Raw genomic sequence first — 22,936 nt, 5'->3', positions numbered from 1 at the left:
ACATGGGAAATTCTTATATCAGCAAACGGTTGGCCAGCTTCGGATATGCATTCAATGGTATCGGCGCTTTCCTGCGCAGTGAACCACATGCACGCATTCACGCTGTTGCTACTGTAATAGTAATAGCAGCCGGTTGCTGGTATAAAATAGCAACGCCGGAGTGGATATGGATTATACTATCTATAGCACTGGTTTGGGCCACAGAAATGCTGAATACGGCTATTGAAAAAATAATGGATCACCTTTCACCGCAAATACATCCGACAGTGAAGTTCGTCAAAGATGTAGCTGCCGGCGCAACACTCATTGCCGCCATCGCTGCCGCCATCATAGGGGCTGTCGTATTTATCCCGTACATTTTAAAAACCATTTAACCACATCATATGCAATTGAAAAGAATCCTGCGTTTAGCACAATACCGTATCAGCCGTTCCCGGCCGCAATACACGCTGTACGCCTCTGTACTGTTTAGCCTGGCGTTGCTTTTATGTCGCGTTATACATAGTGGAACCTACCTCAGGGTTACGCTGATATGGAACCTCTTCCTGGCTTATGTGCCATTTGCCATTACCCGTTGGATGGAGCGGCATCCGGAGCAAATGAAAAACCGCTATAACTGGTACGGCTGCTTTGTTTGCTGGCTGCTGTTCATTCCTAACGCGCCTTATATACTTACAGACCTCTTTCACCTCTTTGATGGAGGAGTACCTTTATGGTTCGATCTGTTTCTGATTTTTTCTTTTGCCTGGAATGGTATGATACTCGGATATGTTTCTATTCGTAGTATGGAAAATATGTGGAGCCAGCGCTATTCCCGCTGGCCAGCCTGGTTGTTTACTTTTCCTGTGATGCTCCTCTGCGGATTAGGCGTATATATTGGCCGTTTTCTAAGATATAATAGCTGGGACGTGGTGAAGGACCCACTGATGCTGTTGGGAGATATGAGAGATATCTTTCTGCACCCCTGGGATAATCGCCATGCCTGGGCGTTTACCATCTGTATGGGCGTTTTCCTCAGTTTGATGTATCCGTTAGTGAAGAAACAACATGGCTAAAAGAAAATAAAGCGAAAGGCATAAAAGAAAAAGCCATTGTGTAGCAAATACTACGCAATGGCTTTTTCTTTTATGTTTTTCGCTTTATGTGCTTAGAAATCTACTCCCATACCGAAATACCAAATTGGGCTGCCTCTGAAAAATGCGATGGCTGGCCATCCTGCATCTGCGCGAAGGAAGTAACCTGCAATGGTGGTACGGGCGCCAAAGCCATAACCTCCCACAAATGGTCCCAGGATGCCTTCCTTGATACGGGTAACAACACCCGTTCCATCGTCGTAGTAGCCATAGTTAGCATCCTTGAAGGTCAGCTTTTTATTCCAGGCAGTTCCAATATCAATAAAGGAAGTCACCTGGAAATTACGCAGGAATGCGGAGTTGATAGGCTTGTCGATAAAAGTGGCAAATACAGGCAAACGAAGTTCTGTATTCAATACCATCACATTGTTACCATTTCTCGCATTTTGCTTGTATCCACGCAGGTTTTCGGCTAATGTCTGGAACGCATAGTTCTCGCTCAGGTTGACTGGTCTTTTGTCGTTGATTTGTGGGTTTAACCAGTTATCAACACCTCCCAGGTAATACAGCAGCTTACGTGTTCCCCACGACATATCCATCGCAAAGCGGGTAGCCCAGATGAAGTTGCGGTAAATTTTCTCGTAGTGACGAATATCTACGCCCATGTTATAGGTAAACCGACCCTGTGCAAACGCTGTTCCTGGCGGATAAGCCCACTCATTCAATCCACCATTGGTGAGTTGCGCATTCGTTTCTCCATATATTTTATAGCGGGTACCATTCCAGATATTAATGGCCGGGTTGATGGTATTATCATACACATATTCCAGGCGCCCTAATGCGTAGGTTTCACTCTTGTCTGGTACCTGTAAAGCTGGTTTATTGTTAGCCTGTACCACCATTTTGTCCGTGCGGATACCAGCTGATAAACGGATACTCCGTACCTGATCAAATGGATAGCGCATTTCGCCCTGGTAAATGTTAGTGATCATCTTAATCGGCGAAGGATCAGTGGGATCAGTCAGAATGAGCGCGAGGTTCTTATCTACTTTACGGTAGTAAGTGAATTTATAATCAAAACGCTTCTTCAGGTAGTTGGCCGTAAAGAAGTATTCAGACCCTTGCAGGGAAGACGGAATACGGAAGCCACCATTGAATTTCAGGTCTTCAAATAAATCGCTCACGCCAATCTTAATTAATCCGTTCACCGGATTGGTAAGGCGGATTGGCCCATTGGGCTGCCCGGTGAATGGCTGATACTTATTGATCAATATGGAGTTGTCCAATTGTAAAATCAGGTAGTCGGAAGCAAACTTGAATTTATACGGGAAGAGCTTCATTTTCTTCAGTAGCGGTTCTTCTTCTTTCCGTTTTTCAAATAAGGCAGGTTCCTTTATAGCCATCGCGGTACTGGTATCGGCAGGCTCATTCCCAAATTCGTTCTGGAAGAAATTGTTGTGCGTTGTGGTGTCTTTTGTTGGCGCCATATAGGTAGGCAAACCTAAACGAAGGCTGTCAGCGTGCATCTGAGCGCGTCTGAAGTTGGTAGCACGGGCATTGATATTTCTTTTCTTCAGCACCACTGTATCTACCTTCAGTTTCATGAGGCGTTTGATGTTGGCGTATTGCACTACTTCAGATACTTCTCCCTTTTCGCCGGTAATGCGGGATTCCTGTATACCATAAGGGTAGTTGGAAATAGGGAAAGTATAGCTGGAATCTTTTGTCAGCATGACTGCTTCTACAGAATCCGGCGCGGTGGCGCCATAGGCTGCGAGGGCAGAATCCAGTTCTTCCGGTTCGGGGTTATGTAAAATTTCTGATCCTACATAGAACAGGGAGTCCACACCGTCGGCCTGTGATTTAAAGAATCCGGCATAACGGTTACGGATACCGTTAGCATCAGACACAAAGGTGAAGTGGGTGGTATTGTACTGCATGGGCAGTTTAGCATTACCATACTGGAGATCAGTCAGCTGAGTGATTTGCTTTTCTGCGCTTTTATTCCAGTTATCCACCATGAAAATATTGAATGGACGATTCATCAGCGAAGTATCTGAGCCTCTTCCTTTGGGCGAAGGCCGGTTGGAAGAGTAGAGGATACCGCTTTTACCAGGGAAGGCGGCAAAAGAAGGGTCCAGGTCATCGTATACGTCGTTGGTGATCTGATCTGTTTTGGAATTGCTGATATTATAGGTGAAAATATCGGTGTGGCCATTTTTCACGGCAGAGAGTAACAACGTATTTTCCTGTATTGGCATGTATTTGAAGTCAATTACCCGGTCAAACTGGTTCAGCTCCTGCCGTAGTGTGGTACGGGTCACCAGGTCATAGATCATCAGTTTGGTTTTGCCTTCATGTTCATAGATCACCGCCAGGCGATTGCCTTTGGTGTTCCAGGCCATCTGTGGATAGTTGGGGTCCACCTGGTTGGCCAGTTGCATCACGCCGCTGCGAAGCAATACTTTAGGCTTGTTCCAGCCAAGTTGTATTTGTACCCGGTAAACACCCTTCTTAAACTCTACTGCTGCGTAGGAATTATTTTTAGGGTTGGGATTGAAACGATAGAATTCTGATTTGGGAGTTATTTCCTGTGCCACAATGGTGCGGCCTTTAGCAGATGTTTTTCTTCTACGGTTATCTTCCTGGAAGCGTTTCTGGTAGAAAACAAAGAAGTCCTGTGTTGCTTTTTTAGGGGTTTTGTTCAGTACCTGCTCAAATCCTTTTTTCAGTCCGCGGTTAATACGGGTGATATACATGAGATAGGGTACGGCATCTTTCCCATATTTGCTCTCTACATAATACCAGAAAGCCTGACCTGCCAGAAAGGGATGATCATAGGCGAGGGCATTGAAGTTGCTGTATTTGCCCGACATAATGATCAGTTTCAGCTCTTCATCCTGCTCCGCGGTCCAGTTTTCGGCAGCATACCCTATAAAGCCGTCCGTAAACCATTTCGGGAAATCTATAAGGGCGGCGTTACCGGCAAATTCGCCGATATCTTCCCCAAAAAGCAATGTTTCCAGCATAATACGGGCTATACCCTGTCTTATTTGCCGGCGCAGGTGCTCATGGTTGCCATCAAAGTAAACGATCATTTTGTTGCCTACCAGCTTCGTTACGCCGCCGGTATTCTGCCATTCTACGCCAATCCCTATATTGGATTGCTTCATTTCCCCAAACGAATTGTAGACCACAATATTGATGCGTTGTCTGGGGTTACTTTCCATGAACTGTTCCAGCTGGGGTAGTTCCTTTTCGGCTACCTGGGCGGCATACTTACCAAGTTCAAGTCCGTTCTGACTAAAATAGGTATTGAAATGCCGGCTTTGATAGTATCTCCACTTAAAGTTCTTGAACTGCACACGATTTTGGCCGAATTCTACTGTATTAGTCTGGGCTTGCGATACTATCGTTCCAAGTAATAGGGTACCGTGGAATAATAACCTGGTAATAAATCTGTTCATACAGAAAGTATTGATAATATTGTGATCTGTTTTAAAATTAGCCTAAAAAAACCGGGTAACAATGATTGAAATACAACAATTCACTTTTGGTCCATTACAAGAAAACACCTTTCTGCTTATTAACGGTAAAAAGGATTGTATAATTATAGACCCAGGATGTTATTTTCAGGACGAAAGAAAAGAATTATTACAATATATACAAACGCACGAGTTAAATGTTATAAGATTATTGAATACGCACTGTCACTTTGATCATATATTTGGTAATAAGCTCGTAGCAGATACGTATAAAGTGCGTCCGGAGTTCCATGAGCTGGAACAGCCAGTGTTGGACAATTCCCAGAATGCTGCCGCCCTCTACAACATTCCTTTTGACCCCTCTCCCATGCCTGGCCGCTACCTGCAGGAAGGCGAAATCATTCCCTTTGGAACCAACGAACTAACGGTATTGCTTACACCGGGCCATTCCCCTGGTAGTGTGTCTTTCTATTGCGCCGACCAGCAATTTGTCATAGGTGGAGATGTATTGTTTTACCAGAGCATTGGCCGTACCGACCTGCCCGGTGGTAATCACAGCACCCTGCTGAAAAGCATCCGGGAAAAGCTGTTTGTGCTGCCAGACGAGGTAAGGGTATTCCCTGGTCATGGTCCGGCTACGACTATTGGCTTCGAAAAGAAACATAATCCTTTCTTAGTCTAACCATATTGGGGCCCTAACAGCAGCGGCTAATCGCTATTTCGAGATATACTTCCCGATTACCGGCAACCGGGCAAACTCCTTCTTCTCCATCCGGAAAATAAACCAGGCATAAGCTGCAAAGAACGCAGTTGCTACTGCGAGGGGAAGGGGTTTGAGGGCGTATATGTCTTTAGGAGATAATACCAGCACATTCAGCCAGTTGAATACATAGTAGATGCCTACTGCCAGTCCTACGTAGGTAATTAGTTTGGGGAGATGGTAAGGAATTGGGTAGTACTTCTGCCCCAAAACATAACACACCACCATCTGAATAAAGTAACATACCATAGTAGCCAGTGCCGCTCCATAGTAACCCATCACCGGAATCCACCAGTAATTGAGCAGGAACGCCATAACGGCGGTTATAATGGTAATTACCGCGCCCATTTTGGTGCGGTCTGTGAGTTTGAACCAGATGTTGAGGTTATAATAAATGCCCAGGAACATGTTAGCCAGTAACAATACCGGCACAATGCGCATCCCCTGGTAATAAAACGGTACCCGGAGAAAAGCCTTCCAGATACTCAGGTAGAGGCTTACAAACAGGAACATAAAGCAGAGCATGATCACAAACAGCTTCATGATGCGCGCATACATTTTCCGTGGGTCACCGCTTTCCGCCTGCTTAAAGAAGAATGGTTCGGCTCCTAACCGGAATGCCTGTATGAACATGGTAATCAGGATGGCTAGCTTGTAATTGGCACTATATAAGGCAATGATTTCTTTTTTGGCTTCCATATCATTCCCTGGCAGAAACTGAGGTAAAAACCAGGCTCTGTCGAAAGTTTCATTCACCATGCCGGCCATGCCCACTATAATCAGCGGCAAGGCATAGTGCAACATCTGCTTCCACAGCCCCATATCAAATTTCCATTCAATTTTGCGGATTTGGGGGAGGAACAACAGCAAGGTAACACCACTGCCCAGCATATTACTCAGGTAGATATACCCCGTTTGGTCGCTGCTGTTTTGAACGTCTGGTAACCAGTGGATGCCAGATGCATATAGTTTCGGGCAAATCACCAGGAAAAAAATATTGAAAAAGATAGTGGTAACGATTCCGGCTATACGAATGGCGGCATATTTAACGGGCCTGTCTTCCAGTCGCAGTTGTGCAAAAGGAATGGCTGTGAGCGCATCAAAGGCCATGAGTAGCACCACATACGTATAATAGGTAGGATGCCCACTGAGGCCCGCCAACTCTCCGGCATAGGAATTAATCACCGGAGATCTCAACAGTAGTAATAAAATGGTGATACTGATGGTAGATAATAGCAGGGAAATGGTAGTGGTACCCAATACATGCGTTTTGTTTTCCTTTTTGGCAAAACGGAAAAATGCCGTTTCCATGCCATAGGTCAACACGATATTGGCAAAAGGTATATAGGCATAAACGTTAGACATTTCCCCGAAAGATGCACGGGTTAAAATTGTCAGATAAAAAGGGGTCAGGAAATAGTTGAGCAATTTGCTCACAATATTACTCAACCCATAATACATCGTTTGGCCTGCCAGTTTCTTGATACTCAATTCCCAGATATTTTGATGCAAATTACGAATTACGGATTATGAATGCCAGATTTATGGGGAGTGATTCCCCACTCCGGGCTACTCAAAGCCGCCCCTGCGCTGTTGTTTCTTGTCAGACAACCGTTTTTTGGATTCGATCCTTTTCTCCCTGGCCGCTTTGGATGGCCGGGTAGGCACCCGCTTTTTGCGCGGTATCAACGCCTTGTTGATCAAATCGTTCATTTTGGTAATCACCTCCTGCTTGTTCCCCAATTGGGTCCGCGCAGTTTGGGATTTCACCTGAAGCAGGCCGTCAGCATTAATTCGGTTGGCTAACTTTTCCATCAGCACTGCTTTTTGTTCGGGGGTTAACAGGGCAGAAGTCATTACGGCAAAGTAACCTTCTACCATGGTTTCCACTTTATTCACGTTTTGTCCGCCGCTACCGCCGCTGCGGGCTGTACGGAACGTGATTTCAGTGGTCACATTAATGTTCATTTGAATTTAAATTTTAATATAAAAAAGTACTTAGGAAGGGCAATTTATTAAAACTGTAGCGAATATGCGGAGCAGGAGCCACTTTTTAACAATATAGGAGGGCAACAAAGCTATCCGGCAACCGTGAGGCGCCGGATAGGTGATATGCATTAAAGCAGCGCTTACAAAGGATAAGGAATCAGGAATACACCAGCGCTATCCTGTTTTATAGGAACGGGGTTGTCGTTCAAGGTAAGACCGGATACTTCTTTAAAACAGCAGCCTTTGGGCCTGGTAGTGAAATTTAATTTATCTGTTATAATCTTACCTGGTCTGCCAACCCGTAAGGTTTCCGGTCCTTCTGCGTAGAACGTTAATACTGCTGTCTGGTGAGGTGTATCTATGAGTTGGCCCACCTGTCGCACAGTGTCCGTCATCAGGATCTTGATACTATCCAGTGGAATCTGTGCATGAGGACCATAAACAAGATCATGGCTGGTAACGGGATCTATCAATCTGAAAGCGTAAGTGGGCGGATTATAAACAGCCGGACAAGGGGTACCCTCACAAGTGGGTTTGTAACCCCAGGGGTCGCAAGAGATAAATAGCATGAACCCTGCTAGAAGCAGATAAGTTCTTTGGGACATAAACAATTGATTTTGGTTTCCATTAAACGGGCTGTAACAGAGAAAAGTTACAGATTCGCCCGATTTGCGTTAATTTCCCGGCACTAAAATGGCGCCATGAGAGTAGTTATACAACGGGTTAGCTCCGCCTCTGTAACAGTAGATGGGGCGGTGACCGGGCAAATTCAACAGGGGTTAATGATACTGTTGGGAATAGAAGATGCAGATACCATCGAAGATATACAGTGGTTAAGCAGTAAAATAGTGAACCTCCGCATTTTCAATGATGATGCGGGTGTCATGAATGTTTCTGTAAAAGATATACATGGCGATATTTTATTGGTGAGCCAGTTCACCTTACACGCTGCTACCAAAAAAGGAAATCGTCCTTCGTATATCCGTGCCAGTAAGCCGGATATCGCTATCCCGATGTATGAAAAAATGATCGGGCAACTGGAAGAAGATTTAGGGACAACTATTCAAAGAGGGATTTTTGGGGCAGATATGAAAGTAGCGCTGGTAAATGATGGCCCTGTTACCATTATCATCGATTCCCAGCAGCGGGAATAAACCCGGTGGCAATGAAGTCAATCCATTATCTTTAATAAAATAAATAAAACCCATGACCATTCAGGAAGCCCAGGAAAAAATAGACAACTGGATCAACACCACCGGCGTGCGTTATTTCAGTGAGTTGACCAATATGGCCATTCTTACTGAAGAAGTTGGTGAAGTAGCCCGTGTAATGGCCCGTAAATATGGGGACCAGTCATCGAAGGAAAGCGATAACAAAAAACTGCTGGCAGACGAGTTAGCCGATGTGATGTGGGTGTTACTCTGCATCGCTAATCAAACCGGTATTGACATGACCGTAGCCCTCGAAAAGAACTTCGAAAAGAAAAATATCCGCGATGCTCAGCGGCATCATAATAACCCCAAACTAAAACCCTGATGCGGTACGCACGCTTTTTGTGTACAGCTTCTAAAATACAGTTATGCGAAAACAGGGAAGACTAAAAACCTTATGGCAGATACTAAAGCAATCTGGTAGCGAATTTATAGACGATAAAGTATTGAAACTGAGTGCTGCATTGGCCTATTACACGATCTTTTCCGTGGCGCCCATGCTGATCATTATTATTTTCTTCTGCGACTTGTTTTTAGGTAAAGATGCGATAGAAGGCAATATCTATGGACAAATCAGCGGCCTGGTAGGCAGTAATGCGGCAACGCAAATCCAGGATATGATCAAAAATGCCTCGCTGTCCGGTGATATGAGCTGGGCTACCATAGTAGGTTTCGTTACTTTAATCATTGGTGCCACCGGGGTTTTCGCCGAAATACAGGATTCTATTAATCACATCTGGCGCTTGAAATCAAAGCCTAAAAAGAATGGCTTGTTACGCATGATCCTGAACCGGCTCCTCTCCTTCTCACTGGTGGTGAGCCTGGGTTTCATCCTGCTGGTATCACTGGCGGTGAATGGCCTGGTAGAATTATTTTCTGCTTTGGTGGTGCGATTACTGCCGGGAAAGGTCACCTCCGGCATCTTATTTTCACTGGCCGATTTTGTAGTACCATTTTTAGTGATCGCCTGCTTGTTTGCCATCATCTTTAAAGTGCTGCCAGATGCACGCATCCGATGGAAAGATGTGCGGGTAGGCGCTATTGCCACGGCCATTCTTTTTATGCTGGGTAAATTTGCTATCGGGTACTACCTGGGAGCCAGCAAAGTAAGTTCTACTTATGGCGCTGCAGGATCTATTGTGATCATATTGCTTTGGGTATACTATTCCGCGGCCATCCTCTATTTTGGGGCGGTGTTTACACGGGTATATGTACAGCATTCCGGGGCACAGATTTATCCCAACGAATATGCCGTTTGGATCAAACAAATAGAGGTACCCCACGAGCCACAAACCGTAGAAGAAGGATAAATAATTTGTTATCCATCTCCTTAAATATAATTTAATAATCGCATACGTATTTTCAAAATTGGCATTTATCTTTGCGCCACTATGTCTACAGATCAGAATAAATTCCAGGCGATCATATCGCATTGTAAAGAATATGGTTTTGTTTTTCAGTCCAGCGAAATTTACGATGGACTCAGTGCAGTATATGACTACGGTCAATACGGGGCAGAACTGAAGAAAAACATCAAGGATTATTGGTGGAAAAGCATGACGCAATTACACGAAGATATCGTGGGGATTGACGCTGCCATCTTTATGCATCCTACTACCTGGAAGGCATCCGGACACGTGGATAATTTCAGCGACCCCATGATTGATAACAAGGATAGCAAAAAACGCTACCGGGTGGATCACCTCATCGAAGGTCACGCAGAAACATTATCCAAAGAAGCCGGCGACGCCCTCCTGGCACAGATGGATGAACTGCTGAAGGAAAACGACTTCGCAGGCCTCAAAACATTAATAGAATCTAACAAAATAAAATGCTCCGTTAGCGGAACTGTTAACTGGACAGAGGTACGTCAGTTTAACCTGATGTTCTCCACCCAGCTGGGTAGCGTAACCGACGAAGCCAGCGAAATATACCTGCGTCCTGAAACTGCACAGGGTATCTTCGTGAACTTCCTGAACGTACAGAAAACCGGTAGGATGAAAGTGCCTTTCGGTATAGCACAAATTGGTAAGGCTTTCAGAAATGAAATCGTAGCCCGCCAGTTTATTTTCCGTATGCGCGAATTTGAGCAGATGGAAATGCAATTCTTTGTACGCCCTGGCACCCAACAGGAATGGTACGAGAAATGGAAAGCAGAACGTATGCAATGGCACCTGAGCCTGGGCACAGATCCTGCGAAATACCATTTCAAAGACCACGTAAAATTAGCACACTACGCAGATGCGGCAGTGGATATTGAATACGAATTCCCATTCGGCTTCAAAGAAGTAGAAGGTATTCACTCCCGTGGTGATTTTGACCTGAAACAACACCAGGAATTTAGCAAGAAGAAAATTCAGTACTTCGATACAGAAATCAATCAGAACTACGTGCCTTATGTGATAGAAACTTCTATCGGTCTGGATCGTATGTTCCTGCTGACTATCTGTAATGCTTATGCAGAAGAAGACCTGAGCACTGCTGATAAACAGGATAGCCGCGTGGTACTGCGCTTACCTGCTAAACTGGCGCCAATTAAACTGGCGATCTTCCCGCTCACCAAAAAAGATGGTTTACCAGAAGCAGCTAAAATATTAATGAACGAATGTAAACAGGCATTCCATTGCTTCTATGAAGAAAAAGATGCGATTGGAAGACGCTACCGTCGCCAGGATGCCATTGGTACACCGTTCTGCGTAACCATTGATCACCAGACCAAAGAAGATGGCACTGTTACCATCCGTCACCGCGACAGCATGGAACAGGAGCGTATCCCACTGTCTGAAGTGAAAGCACTGGTATTAAGCAAAATACTCTAGTAACTTTTAAGGGCTATGGCCGTTAAATAAGTACAAAAAGCAACCACTGTTATGCCTATACGTACTTTTGTAACTGTCATAGCCCTTGCTATGTCCGGTTTGTATGCTGCTGCACAAACCTCGTCTTCCACAGTAAATACTTCAAAGAAAACTTCCGGCAATTATAATCAGGTTGCCTCTGTAGCTTTCGCCGGCCCGGCCTGTGGTATATCATTGCAATATGATATCCGTTTCAATAGCGGTCATACCGGATTAGGCGCCAGGGCAGCTGTTGCATATGTGCCTCCATACGAAGACTCATGGAAGGGCACCGGGGATGTTCCCGTATATTATAGATGGTATGATGGTAAACCCACGGTATTGCTGGGCCTCAACTATGTGCTGGCACCTACTCCCAACTCCAAAAATATGGTGGAATTTGGCGCTGGTGCTACCTATCTATTCGGAGATTCGCTATGGTACGATGATATTACTACCAGTTACGCCGTATTGGGCTGGATTTCTGCCAACTATCGCCGTACTATCGGGAAGCGTTTGCTGATGAGAGTGGGTGCATCCATTGTAGGCTCAAAGCGTTATATAGCAAACTTCCCCACGCCCGAGTGGAGCCTGGGATATCGCTTTTAATTATCCGTACAACTCCTGGTGAATAGCGTGCCGGTCGTAGCCCATCGCCTGTATGCGTTGCTTGGCTTCATCTATCATGGCTTTCCAGCCACACAGAAAGAAATTGGCTGGCCGTTTATCATTTTGCAATAATTCTTCATACACGTTGTGTACATAGCCTTTTCTGCCGCTCCAGTTTTCTTCGCGCGATAAGGTAGGAATGTAATTGAAGTTGGGTAGCGATGCTGCCAGCTGCTGCATTTCGGCTGCATATAGGAGGTCATGCTGATACCGTACACCAAAAATCAGATGTATAGGCGCATGTGGAATCTGATGCTCCTGTATGTAATGCGCCATAGAACGGAAAGGCGCAATGCCGGTACCGGTACAGATCAGAAATAATTCTTTATCTAACGGTTCCGGTAGTACGAAAATACCCTGCGGTCCACGCAACAGTAATTCGCTGCCCACTTTTATTTCGTTGAACAGATATGTGCTGCCAAGGCCGCCTTCCAGCAATACAATCACCAGCTCAAATTCATTGCTGCCAACAGGATGAGAGGCAATGGAATAACTACGCCAGCGCTTGTTTTTTTTCTCGTGAATAGGCAGGTCCAGCGTAACAAACTGTCCGGGTTTGAAGTCGAAACGATCCATGTCCGGTACCTGGATCCAAAAGCGGCGGGTATTGTGGGTTTCATCCACCAACTTTGTAACGATGCCTGTATGCCATAGGTCCAGCATGGAAGTTGAATTTTGGTATTACTGAATATAGTAAAAATCTGGCATTTTTATTATTTGGATATTTCATTATTTGATTATACCAGCCCCTCCTTCTCTAAATATCTTGATCCGCCAATATCAAAATCGGTAAATCTTCTTTACCTTTGCATTCTTCATGAATTTACAGGCTGTATTACAATTATTTCAACGTGATGCTCGCCTGCAGTCGCTGGTGAAGGGGATACAATCACCCACCCCACAATACTTTCAGCTTTCCTCCATTAGTGGGAGTGCAATAAACTTTGTGGCAGTTAGCACCTGGGCGCATGCAGATGCGAACCATCTCTTCATCTTAAACGATAAAGAGGAGGCAGCCTATTTCCATAACGATCTGGAACAACTCAGCCAGGCACTGGACATTTTCTATTTCCCGGATTCCTTCAAAAAAGTAGGGCAGTTTCACGAAATCAACAGCAGTCACAGTATGCTGCGGACAGAAGCCCTCATGAAGTTTTCCGGAGATAAAGTCCATAAAAAAATACTGGTCACCTATCCGGAAGCACTCTGGGAAAAAGTGGCCGGCAATCAGGCTTTCAGCGCCAATATGGTGCAGTTGAAAGTAGGCGATGTACTGAAAGTAGATCCCCTGCTGGAACAACTGGTATCCTGGGGCTTTCATGCCACCGATTTTGTGTATGAACCCGGCCAGTACGCCGTAAGAGGAGGTATCCTCGATATCTACTCTTTTGGTAATGAAAAGCCTTACCGTATTGAATTATTTGGGGAAGATATAGACTCTATACGCCTGTTTGATCCTGAGTCTCAGCTGAGTGAACGCAAACTCACCCAGGTGACGCTGATCGCTAACATGGATACCCATGGCACCAGCACAGATCACGGCAAAACACCCCTTACCAGCTTCCTCCCCGCTAACACCGTGGTGTGGATGAAAGATCCTGGTTATGTACAAGGTGTGATAGAACAGCTGGAACAACGCCTGGACGACTTCCTGCTCACCGGTCAGAAGGTAAAAGTGGATGAAGACGACGAAATGGTGCTGAAAGAAGACGATTTCGTGAAAGCCGCCCCACTGCTGCAACAGCTGCTGGAAAAGCCCACCATCGTTTTTGGTAACAAAGACTGGTTAAGCGATAAAGGCTACTCCCCCACTGACATTGTATTCGATACCCAGGAACAACCCGTGTTTAACAGACAGTTTGATTTATTGATCAAAGATCTGGGCAAACATAATAGCGGTAAATATTCTCTCTTTATATTCTCCGACAATCCCCGCCAGCTGGAACGCTTGCGGAGTATTTTCGAAGACCTCAAAGCAGATTTCGTATTCTTCCCGATTCCCGTAGCCATCAGCAACGGATTTATTGATCATTCGCTGAAACTGGTATGTTATACCGATCACCAGATCTTCCAGCGCTTCCACAAATACAAGGTAAAACAAGCCTACAACAAGAATAAGGCAATTACCATGAAAACCTTGCGGGAGCTGCAATCCGGAGATTTTGTGACGCATATTGATCATGGCGTGGGCATGTACAGCGGTCTGCAAAAAATTGAGGTAGGAGGAAAAATGCAGGAAGCCATCCGCATCATTTACAAAAACAACGACCTGTTGTATGTAAATATCAACTCCCTGCACAAAATCAGCAAATACACCGGCAAAGAAGGCGTAGAACCTAAAGTGAATAAACTGGGTAGCGATGCCTGGGATAAACTCAAGGAGAAGGCCAAAACGCAGGTAAAAGATATTGCGAAAGACCTGATACAGTTGTATGCGGTACGTAAAGCCCAGCAAGGCTTTGCACATACCCCGGATACCTACCTGCAAACAGAACTGGAAGCCTCCTTCATTTATGAAGATACCCCGGATCAAAGCAAAGCTACTGCCGACGTAAAACGCGACATGGAATCACCCGCTCCAATGGATCGGCTGGTATGTGGCGACGTGGGCTTTGGTAAAACAGAAGTAGCCATCCGTGCCGCTTTTAAATCAATTGTAGATGGTAAACAGGCTGCCGTACTGGTGCCTACTACCATCCTGGCTTTCCAGCACTATAAAACTTTCGCAGATCGTCTGAAAGATTTCCCCTGCACAGTGGATTATCTGAACAGGTTCAAATCTTCCAAAGAGAAAAAAGAAACACTCAAGCGCCTCGAAGAAGGAAAAATTGACATCATTATCGGCACCCACGCCTTGCTGGGTAAGGAAGTGAAGTTCAAAGACCTTGGCGTACTGGTGGTAGATGAAGAGCAAAAATTCGGTGTTTCTGCCAAAGAAAAACTGAAACAAATAAAACACAACGTAGACACCCTCACACTAACGGCAACGCCTATACCGCGTACGCTCCAGTTTTCGTTGATGGGTGCCCGTGACCTTTCTGTCATCAATACACCTCCGCCCAACAGGCAGGCCATTGAAACAGAAGTACAGGTGTTTAACCAGGACCTGATCCGTGATGCTATTTACTTTGAGGCAGAACGTGGCGGTCAGGTGTACTTTATCCACAACCGGGTAAAAGGACTGAAGGAAATGGCTGGGCTGATTCAGGGATTATGCCCCGATCTGTCTATTGCCACCGCACACGGGCAGTTGGAAGGCCATCAGCTGGAAGAAGTGATCCTTGATTTCATCGACCGTAAATACGATGTACTGGTATGTACCAATATCGTGGAAAGTGGCGTGGATATTCCCAATGCCAATACCATCATCATTAATAACGCACATCACTTCGGACTGAGCGACCTGCACCAGCTGCGTGGCCGCGTAGGACGCAGTAATAAAAAGGCTTTCTGTTATCTGCTGGCGCCGCCTATGAGCACGCTGCCTTCTGATAGCCGGAAACGCCTGCAAACACTCGAACAACATAGTGAGCTGGGAAGCGGCTTCCAGATTGCCATGCGCGACCTGGATATCCGCGGCGCCGGTAACCTGCTGGGTGGTGAACAAAGCGGTTTCATGGCCGAAATAGGTTTCGATATGTACCAGAAAATCCTGGACGAAGCCATCCGGGAACTGAAACAAAATGAATTCCGCGATCTGTTTAAAGATCAGCTGGAAGAGAAGAAAGATTTCGTTAGCGACTGTACCATTGACACCGACCTGGAAATACTCATCCCGGATACTTATATAGAAAGCATCCAGGAACGTTTAAACCTGTATCAGGAACTGGATAATATCATGGAAGAAGGCAAGCTGCAGGCTTTTGAAGTGGATATGGCCGATCGTTTTGGTCCGCTCCCTGAGCCGGTAAAAGACCTGCTCACCATGATCCGTTGCCGCTGGATGGCTATACAACTGGGCTTCGAGAAAATGATGCTGAAAGAAGAAAACCTGCGTTGCTACTTTATCAATAACCCCGACTCCCCTTACTTTGAATCCCCTACGTTCAATCATATATTAACGTATATACAAACCCGTACTAATAACGCCAAACTCAAACAGGTAGGCAAAAACTTCATGCTGGTGGCTTCCCGCATCCGCCATATGAATGATTTATACGACTTCCTCAAGGCCATGACTGATAGCCGGAAATAATTTCCCTGTAACATAATCTCTTTGTAATCGTTTCATTTATAACATGAAATGTATAATTCTATTTCTGTAACTGAGCGTTAACAAAATTTTATAAAATCCCATTTGTGGAATCACTTTCTAACCACGCATCATGAGGGCGTAAACAACAACGAAAACTAAATTTTTTAAACAATAGAAAAACATCGACACATGAAAAAGGTAATGTTATTAGCAGCTAGTTTATTTTTTGCCCTGAGCACTTTTGCACAACAGGCCGATAATAAACCACCGGTAAAAAAGATTGAAGTAAATGGTTCTGCAGAAATAGAAATAACACCAGATGAAATTTATTTCGACATCTCTCTCCGTGAATACCTGAAAGGTAAAACCAAAGTAGACATCAGCACATTGGAAAAACAATTGGAAAAAGCAGTAGCGGAAGCAGGCATCTCCAAAAATGATTTGACTGTTGAAAACGTGTATGGTAACAACTTTGAGATATTACGTAAAAAGAAAGATCCACAGGAATTTATGGCGCGCAAACAGTATCGCCTGAAATTAACCAAGCTGGATAAAATCAATCAAATCCTGGGTGCAGTAGATGCGGAAGGAATTGAAAATACCAGAGTGGCTTCTTACTCTTCCAGCAAAATGGAAGCATACCGTAAAGAAGTAAAAATTAAAGCATTGCTGGCCGCAAAAGAAAAAGCTGAATATATGCTGGCGGCTATCGGTAACAAAGTATATAGTGTGATCGAAATCCAGGAAATGAATACTGATAACTACACCGATGTACGTCCGATGATGATGGCTAACTTTAAATCTGCAGCTGCTGCGGATGATGCGGGTTCTGATATCGAATTCAAAACCATTAAAGTGCGTGCAGAAGTAAGAGCAGTATTTGAGATAAAATAATTACACTGGAGATGTAATAAAAAAAAATCGCCCCCTGCTATATAGCGGGGGGCGATTTTCGTTTATAAAGATCCAGTTAAATTAGAAGCTGTATCTCAGACCCATCTGCATTTGATGACGGGAGCCAAAGAAGTCTTTGGAATAAGGAGTACCTGGGTTGGTATAAGTGTAAGTTGGATAATTGTTAACCGCTTTACCAGTAGGTGTCAGACCAACACTCGCAGAAGAGTTGAAAGTGTTTGGTGAGAAGTATTGGATACCCCAGTTTTTGTTCAACAGGTTAGTAACATTCACGATGTCATAAGTAAACGTGATCGTGTGTACTCTCTTGTGTGTTTTAATGTTGAAGTCCTGTGCAAAACGGAAGTCAGCTTGAGTATTCCACGGAGTACGACCACCGTTACGCTCAGTGAAGTCACCTTTGCGGCTGCTCAGATATTTATCGCTGTTTACGTGATCCATGAAAGCAGTTGCTTGTTGAGCGGCAGTAACACCACCTTTATCAGCGAAGAAGTTAGTGGCTTCAGCTACATCTTTCGGGATGTAAGCCAGGCTCACCTGCTGTGGAGTACCCTGTACAGTAGCATTTACGAAACCGTAAGTGAATGGTAAACCGGAAGAGGTATTAAAGAAGGCAGAGAAAGTAGATACCCATTTACCTTTAGAACCCCAATCTTGTTTGTAGCTAACAGTAGCTACGATACGGTGGCGAACATCAAAGTTAGAGTAAGCCAGACCTGGGTTGTTAGGATTCAGGGCCTGGTTCAGCTGCCAGTTAGACTCCATGGAGTTACGGATACCATTGGTGATATCTTTAGCTTGACCATAAGTATAAGCCGTCATGAAGTTCAGACCGAATGGGAAAGATTTAGAGATCTGACCAGTGATGCTGTAACGGTAACCTTTGTCGGTGTTAGACAGCAGGTAAGCGTTAGTATATGACGGGTTGATTTTTTTACCGGAGAAGATCGGCTGTTGTTTGTTTACGTCGTAAGCATAGTAAGTAGGGTTATCTACCAGGTTCACCTGTTGGAACTGCAGATCCTTTACTACTTTGGTATAGATACCTTCGATGCTGAATTTCCACTGATCATGAGTGGTGTAATCCAGGGCGAGACTGCTTCTCCATACCTGTGGCATTTTGAAGTTGTTGTCGATCATATCTACCTGAGTAGGACCAGTTGCATTATTAACGTCTACACCATTTTGTTTGGCGAAATCAGCGATACCATTTGCAGAAGGTTTAGCTGCAGGTAACGGACCGTTTACGAATGGTTTGCTGGATGCTTTGTTATCATATGCACCGTAAGTAACACCATTATTATAGTAAGCATAACCAATCCATGCAAAAGGAATACGACCAGTGAACAAGCCGCTACCACCACGTAATACCAGGCTGTTATCACCTTTGATATCGTAGTTGAAACCTAAGCGTGGAGAGAACTGTACGTTATTCAGGAAATCGTTTTTGATATCCTTTGGTTTAGTGTAGGTATAAGTAGTTCCGTAGTTAGGATCTTCTGGTGCCTTGATAGTTTTATCGCTCAGTGGTTGTTTGTTCGGAATACCGGTGTAGTCTAAACGTAAACCTGGAGTGATACGGAAACGATCAGTCAGTTGAATTTCATCCTGGCCATATAAGCTCAGCAGGTTTACTTTAAACTGTGCTGGCGGATTAGCCATGATGTTATCACGTGAGTTGTTAGCGTAGTTGAAGTTACCACGTACACGGGAAGGATTGTTATCCAGGAAAGCCTGGATGCTGTCGTAATCCAGACGACCGTTCCATGAGTTTACGAAACCGTAAGTGATGTTGTAGAACTCGTTGTGTGTACCTACAGTGATGGTGTGGTTACCTTTGAATATAGTGACGTTATCAGTGATTTCAAACGTCTTTTGTTTCATATTAAAGATACTTGCTTCACGGTCAGTACCGAGGAAGATAGTAGAACCCGGGGTTCTTCCTTTAATCTGAATTTGTGGTGTTGCAGGGTCAGACAATGGATCTCTGAAATCGTGCACAGAAGAATAACCCAGGATCAAGCTGTTAGACAGGGTGTTGTTGAAGTTGCTCTTCAGTTCTGCTACTGTAGAAGACTGGTTATTGGTCTGTTTGAAGTCGATACCTTTGAAACGGAAGTTTTGTTGATCGCGTTCCAGGTTGGTAGCTTCAGAAGTAATGGTATTGTTACGAACAGATAACTGATGTTTCGCGTTGATATGCCAGTCAATTCTGTTGAAGAATTTGTTGGAATTAGAATAGATGCTGGTGTTACCTGCAGTACCTGCGTCTACGCCGTAGGTTTTCATTAAATCGGTGATTTTAATAGCATCTTGTTCAGTTAAGATACCACCGTTATCAGCCGAACCTGCACCGAGGATAACCGGATCTACACGACGGGTGATTTCTTCGTTGGTGAAGAAGAACAATTTGTTTTTGATGATAGGGAAACCAACACGTACACCTGTTTGGTATTCGTGGAAGTCGCTAGGCAATTTAGAACCATCACCGGCATTGTTTTTACCGATCATAGAAGCGTTACGGCCAAAACCATACACGGAACCGTGTACTTCGTTGGTACCGCTGCGGGTTACAGCGTTTACGCTACCACCGAGGAAGTTACCTACTTTCACATCAAATGGAGCCAGTAATACCTGTACATCCTGGATCGCATCCAGAGATACGGGGTTAGTACGGGTAGAGCTACCTGGCTGACCGCTGGTGCTGCTCTGTCCACCTAAGGAAGGGCTGAAACCAATCGCGTCATTGTTGATAGCACCATCCAGGGTTACGTTGTTATAACGATAGTTAGTACCCAGGAAAGAGTTGTTGTTGCTCTGTGGGGTTACTTTCGTCAGATCCTGCAGGCTGCGGCTCATAGAAGGGAGCGTTTTGATTTGCTCTTGTCCTACTCTTGTACCGCCGGCTTTACCAGCACCAGGCGTTCCGGTTACTACTACTTCACTCAGTGCAGTAGATTCTTCGGCTAATTTAAAGTTGAAATTGGTGGTACCCAATCCGAGGTTAACGTCTGATTTAATTTCTTTTTTATATCCAATGAATGAAACAGTGATGGTATAAGGACCACCTGGATTCAGGTTCGGCAAGATATAACGGCCGTCTGTGTTGGTCTGAACGCCGGATTTTGCGCCGGTACTGTTGTTTACTATTACTACTGTAACGCCAGGGATAGCCTGACCACCCGGATCGGATACCTTACCCGATATAACGGAAGTAGTTACCTGTGCCTGCGCGTTGTTGTAAAAAAGAATTACAAGAAAGCTAGCTAATAGCGTAAAGAATGATTTCATAAACTGTTTTGTAAGTATTTACAGGTGCAAAGGAAACAGTCTAAAACAACCAGAATGTTAACAGATTATTACGGAATTGTTAAGGAGTGCATAAAGTGAGCTTAAAAAAGGGCTGTGTTTGTTTTTTGGGTTAAAATAACATTGGTTTTGCGCTCCAATTTAACCTTAATGTTAACAGCGCCGGAAAAAGGGGGTACAAATTAATTGTTAACTGGCGGTAAACAATAAACAACATAATATAACCTTAATGTATATACGAAAAAGCCCCGCCTGTAAAGGCAGGGCTGATGTGAAATGTCATCAGAAAATGATGTTAATTAATTTCGACTTTGAAAGTCCCGTCCGTTAAAGGTTTTTCAGTATCACCATTTGATAATACACCAGAGAATGTACCCTCTGCATGCTTACTATTAATGCTCGTTATATTTACTTTGATATTTTGACTGGTGTATCCCATTGCCTTTTGCTGGATCTGCATGAGCGACATTTCTACGCCGTCAAATGCGCCAGTGGTAAGGCTATCCTTGGGAAAGGTAATCATCAGTTCCATGTGGTAACCGAAGTTGTTGGTAACGCCGTCTACTACCAGGGTCTTCTTTCCTGCATATACAGTGTCGGTAACATAAGCTTCTGTAGCGTTGGATTGATAAGTATCCTTATCCAGCTTAAAGGAAAAACTACCATTAGGTTTTACGTCTTCTTTCTTAGGATTGCAGGCACTAAAGCCCAATACGGTAATGATGGCTACCAATAATAATGTAATACGCATTACGTAATTGTTTTTGTTTGGTATGCCGCTTTTTATCAGGAAAACCAGTGCCGGCCGCTATGGTGGCGGCCAGCGATAATTTAAATTAACATAGGATACTGGTCAAGACTGTTGGCATAGGGATAATGTGGGTGCAATATATATAAAAAAATACGAATTAAAAAAATGTATATATGGTGAGATGGCCTTCAAAACATTCCCTCCACCAACACAGGCTATTTCCCCGGAAAGTAAACCGGGAAATTGTTCTCCTTCAACATATCATGAACCTACACCTTTAATATATTACTATCTCTGGGAGATGTTTTTTTCGTCCTGGTATCATGTAACACGGACTACACACCATAATTAACAATTTTTTTGGGCCCGAATTACGTATTATTACGGCGTTACTGAATATTTAAAAGCACATTATGTCATCGGAAGTAATCAAGCAATTACAGGAGGCGGTGCAGTTTTCACCAGAGAATGTGCCCTTACGTATGCATCTGGCGCAGGTATTACTGCAAGACTATGAATATATAGCAGCGGAAGAGCAATACAGGAAAGTACTAGAGCTTTCTTCCACTAATACTGCCGCCCAGCTTGGCCTGGCGCGTACCTTTTATCACCAGCAGAAATTCTCTGCAGCCATCGTAGTACTGGAACAATTGGAACACCGCGAACCAGACCACTTTGACGCATTGCTGTTACATTGCCGCATTTTGGTGAAGGAACAATCCATGCCACCCGCAAAAGAGATCTATCAGCATTTATTACAAATAAACCCCGGTTTCCGCGATGAAGCCCTGGACAGCCTTTTCCGCGTTGCTCAGTCCGCTCCTGTTTCATTTAACGATGACGACGAAGAAGACGAAGAAAGCGAAAACCTGTTCATGCTGGAAAAACCGGAAATCAATTTCTCTGATGTAGGTGGTATGGAAAGAGAAAAGCAGGAAATAGATCTGAAGATCATTAAGCCCCTGCAATTCCCGGATCTCTATAAAGCCTACGGTAAAAAAGCAGGTGGTGGTATCTTATTATATGGTCCTCCTGGCTGTGGAAAAACCTATCTGGCCAAAGCTACTGCCGGACAAATACAGGCAGAGTTCATTAACGTTGGCATCCATGATGTGTTGGATATGTGGGTAGGCACCAGTGAAAAGAACCTCCACAGCCTGTTTGAACTGGCCAGGCAAAGTAAGCCCTGTGTGTTGTTTTTTGATGAGGTAGACGCATTAGGCGCTAATCGTTCCGCACTCCGGCAGTCCGGCGCAACGCATATTATTAACCAGTTCCTCGCTGAAATGGATGGCATCGCCGCCAACAATGAAAACATTCTCATCATTGGCGCTACCAACGCCCCCTGGAGCCTGGACCCGGCATTCCGCCGCCCCGGCCGTTTCGACAGAATCATTTTTGTTGCGCCTCCGGAAGCAGATGGCCGCGAAGAAATACTGAAGCTGCAACTGCGGGATAAACCTGTGAGCGATATCAACTACAACGCTTTGGCGAAAGTTACTGCCGGCTATTCCGGCGCCGATCTCAAAGCCATTGTAGACATTGCCATAGAAGAAAAACTGCTCGAAGCATTGCAGAAAGGCGCACCACAACCCATCACACAGAAAGAATTATTAAAAGCCGCTAAAATACATAAGCCTACCACCAGGGAATGGTTTAATACCGCCCGTAACTACGCGTTGTATTCAAATGAAACCGGTCTTTATGATGATGTTCTGAAATATCTGGATATTAAGAAATAA

The 22,936-nt window shown here is 44.6% G+C and carries 17 protein-coding genes and 1 pseudogene; 11 read left to right on the top strand and 7 right to left on the bottom strand.

Translation table 11 applies throughout. The features are described 5' to 3' along the window. Positions 1-2 precede the first annotated feature (2 nt). On the top strand, positions 3-374 hold the full coding sequence (locus AC1DFM_RS26440; RefSeq protein WP_477079773.1) for a diacylglycerol kinase family protein: 372 nt from the start codon (positions 3-5) through the stop codon (positions 372-374). 9 nt (positions 375-383) lie between these two features. Continuing rightward, positions 384-1,055 carry a DUF1361 domain-containing protein gene (locus tag AC1DFM_RS26435; protein WP_477079772.1) on the top strand — a complete coding sequence of 224 codons (672 nt, stop codon included), beginning with the start codon at positions 384-386 and terminating at the stop codon, positions 1,053-1,055. Positions 1,056-1,147: 92 nt separating this feature from the next. Here AC1DFM_RS26435 and AC1DFM_RS26430 read toward each other — a convergent pair whose 3' ends face one another. Then, the gene (locus AC1DFM_RS26430; RefSeq protein ID WP_477079771.1) at positions 1,148-4,540 is read right to left on the bottom strand and encodes a hypothetical protein; all 3,393 of its coding nucleotides are present in this window, start codon (positions 4,538-4,540) and stop codon (positions 1,148-1,150) included. A gap of 61 nt (positions 4,541-4,601) precedes the next feature. On the opposite strand from AC1DFM_RS26430, the gene AC1DFM_RS26425 reads away from it, so the two are divergent. Further along, positions 4,602-5,240 (top strand): MBL fold metallo-hydrolase, encoded by a 639-nt coding sequence (locus tag AC1DFM_RS26425; protein ID WP_477079770.1) that lies wholly within the window; start codon positions 4,602-4,604, stop codon positions 5,238-5,240. Between the two features lie 33 nt (positions 5,241-5,273). On the opposite strand, the gene AC1DFM_RS26420 is transcribed toward AC1DFM_RS26425, so the two are convergent. From AC1DFM_RS26420 to AC1DFM_RS26410, 3 genes and pseudogenes are all read right to left on the bottom strand, one after another. Then, positions 5,274-6,809 carry a lipopolysaccharide biosynthesis protein gene (locus tag AC1DFM_RS26420; protein WP_477079769.1) on the bottom strand — a complete coding sequence of 512 codons (1,536 nt, stop codon included), beginning with the start codon at positions 6,807-6,809 and terminating at the stop codon, positions 5,274-5,276. A gap of 78 nt (positions 6,810-6,887) precedes the next feature. After that, a pseudogene (arfB, locus tag AC1DFM_RS26415) lies at positions 6,888-7,271 on the bottom strand (alternative ribosome rescue aminoacyl-tRNA hydrolase ArfB); the annotation flags it as partial. Between the two features lie 176 nt (positions 7,272-7,447). Continuing rightward, the gene (locus tag AC1DFM_RS26410; RefSeq protein WP_477079768.1) at positions 7,448-7,912 is read right to left on the bottom strand and encodes a hypothetical protein; all 465 of its coding nucleotides are present in this window, start codon (positions 7,910-7,912) and stop codon (positions 7,448-7,450) included. A 96-nt stretch (positions 7,913-8,008) separates the two neighbouring features. Between AC1DFM_RS26410 and dtd the strand changes: the two genes are divergently transcribed. From dtd to AC1DFM_RS26385, 5 genes are all read left to right on the top strand, one after another. Continuing rightward, complete coding sequence (dtd, locus tag AC1DFM_RS26405) at positions 8,009-8,461, top strand: D-aminoacyl-tRNA deacylase (RefSeq protein ID WP_477079767.1); 453 nt, start codon at positions 8,009-8,011, stop codon at positions 8,459-8,461. Between the two features lie 52 nt (positions 8,462-8,513). Continuing rightward, entirely contained in the window at positions 8,514-8,843 is a 330-nt protein-coding gene (locus tag AC1DFM_RS26400) for a nucleotide pyrophosphohydrolase (RefSeq protein ID WP_477079766.1), read from the top strand. Positions 8,844-8,886: 43 nt separating this feature from the next. Continuing rightward, positions 8,887-9,828, top strand: a complete 942-nt coding sequence (locus AC1DFM_RS26395; RefSeq protein WP_477079765.1) for a YihY/virulence factor BrkB family protein — start codon at positions 8,887-8,889, stop codon at positions 9,826-9,828. Between the two features lie 81 nt (positions 9,829-9,909). Then, a complete protein-coding gene (locus AC1DFM_RS26390) occupies positions 9,910-11,337 on the top strand; it encodes a glycine--tRNA ligase (protein ID WP_477079764.1) in 1,428 nt (475 codons plus the stop codon). A 51-nt stretch (positions 11,338-11,388) separates the two neighbouring features. Then, positions 11,389-11,964, top strand: a complete 576-nt coding sequence (locus tag AC1DFM_RS26385; RefSeq protein ID WP_477079763.1) for a hypothetical protein — start codon at positions 11,389-11,391, stop codon at positions 11,962-11,964. Here the strand turns inward: AC1DFM_RS26385 and AC1DFM_RS26380 are convergent, their stop codons facing one another. After that, positions 11,965-12,687 (bottom strand): ferredoxin--NADP reductase, encoded by a 723-nt coding sequence (locus AC1DFM_RS26380; protein WP_477079762.1) that lies wholly within the window; start codon positions 12,685-12,687, stop codon positions 11,965-11,967. 154 nt (positions 12,688-12,841) lie between these two features. Between AC1DFM_RS26380 and mfd the strand changes: the two genes are divergently transcribed. Further along, entirely contained in the window at positions 12,842-16,219 is a 3,378-nt protein-coding gene (gene mfd / locus AC1DFM_RS26375) for a transcription-repair coupling factor (protein ID WP_477079761.1), read from the top strand. 189 nt (positions 16,220-16,408) lie between these two features. After that, positions 16,409-17,113 carry an SIMPL domain-containing protein gene (locus tag AC1DFM_RS26370; protein WP_477079760.1) on the top strand — a complete coding sequence of 235 codons (705 nt, stop codon included), beginning with the start codon at positions 16,409-16,411 and terminating at the stop codon, positions 17,111-17,113. Between the two features lie 81 nt (positions 17,114-17,194). Here the strand turns inward: AC1DFM_RS26370 and AC1DFM_RS26365 are convergent, their stop codons facing one another. Both AC1DFM_RS26365 and AC1DFM_RS26360 read right to left on the bottom strand, forming a co-directional pair. After that, positions 17,195-20,425: a TonB-dependent receptor gene (locus tag AC1DFM_RS26365; RefSeq protein ID WP_477079759.1), complete on the bottom strand. Its 3,231-nt coding sequence runs from the start codon at positions 20,423-20,425 to the stop codon at positions 17,195-17,197. A gap of 313 nt (positions 20,426-20,738) precedes the next feature. Then, positions 20,739-21,194, bottom strand: coding sequence for a hypothetical protein (locus AC1DFM_RS26360; RefSeq protein ID WP_477079758.1), 456 nt, complete (start codon positions 21,192-21,194; stop codon positions 20,739-20,741). Positions 21,195-21,607: 413 nt separating this feature from the next. Between AC1DFM_RS26360 and AC1DFM_RS26355 the strand changes: the two genes are divergently transcribed. After that, positions 21,608-22,936, top strand: coding sequence for an AAA family ATPase (locus AC1DFM_RS26355; protein ID WP_477079757.1), 1,329 nt, complete (start codon positions 21,608-21,610; stop codon positions 22,934-22,936).

The sequence above is a fragment of the Chitinophaga sp. 05T412 genome (assembly GCF_056396465.1).
Note: the sequence above shows the minus strand (reverse complement) of the source record. Positions and strands in the feature narration are given on the sequence as shown.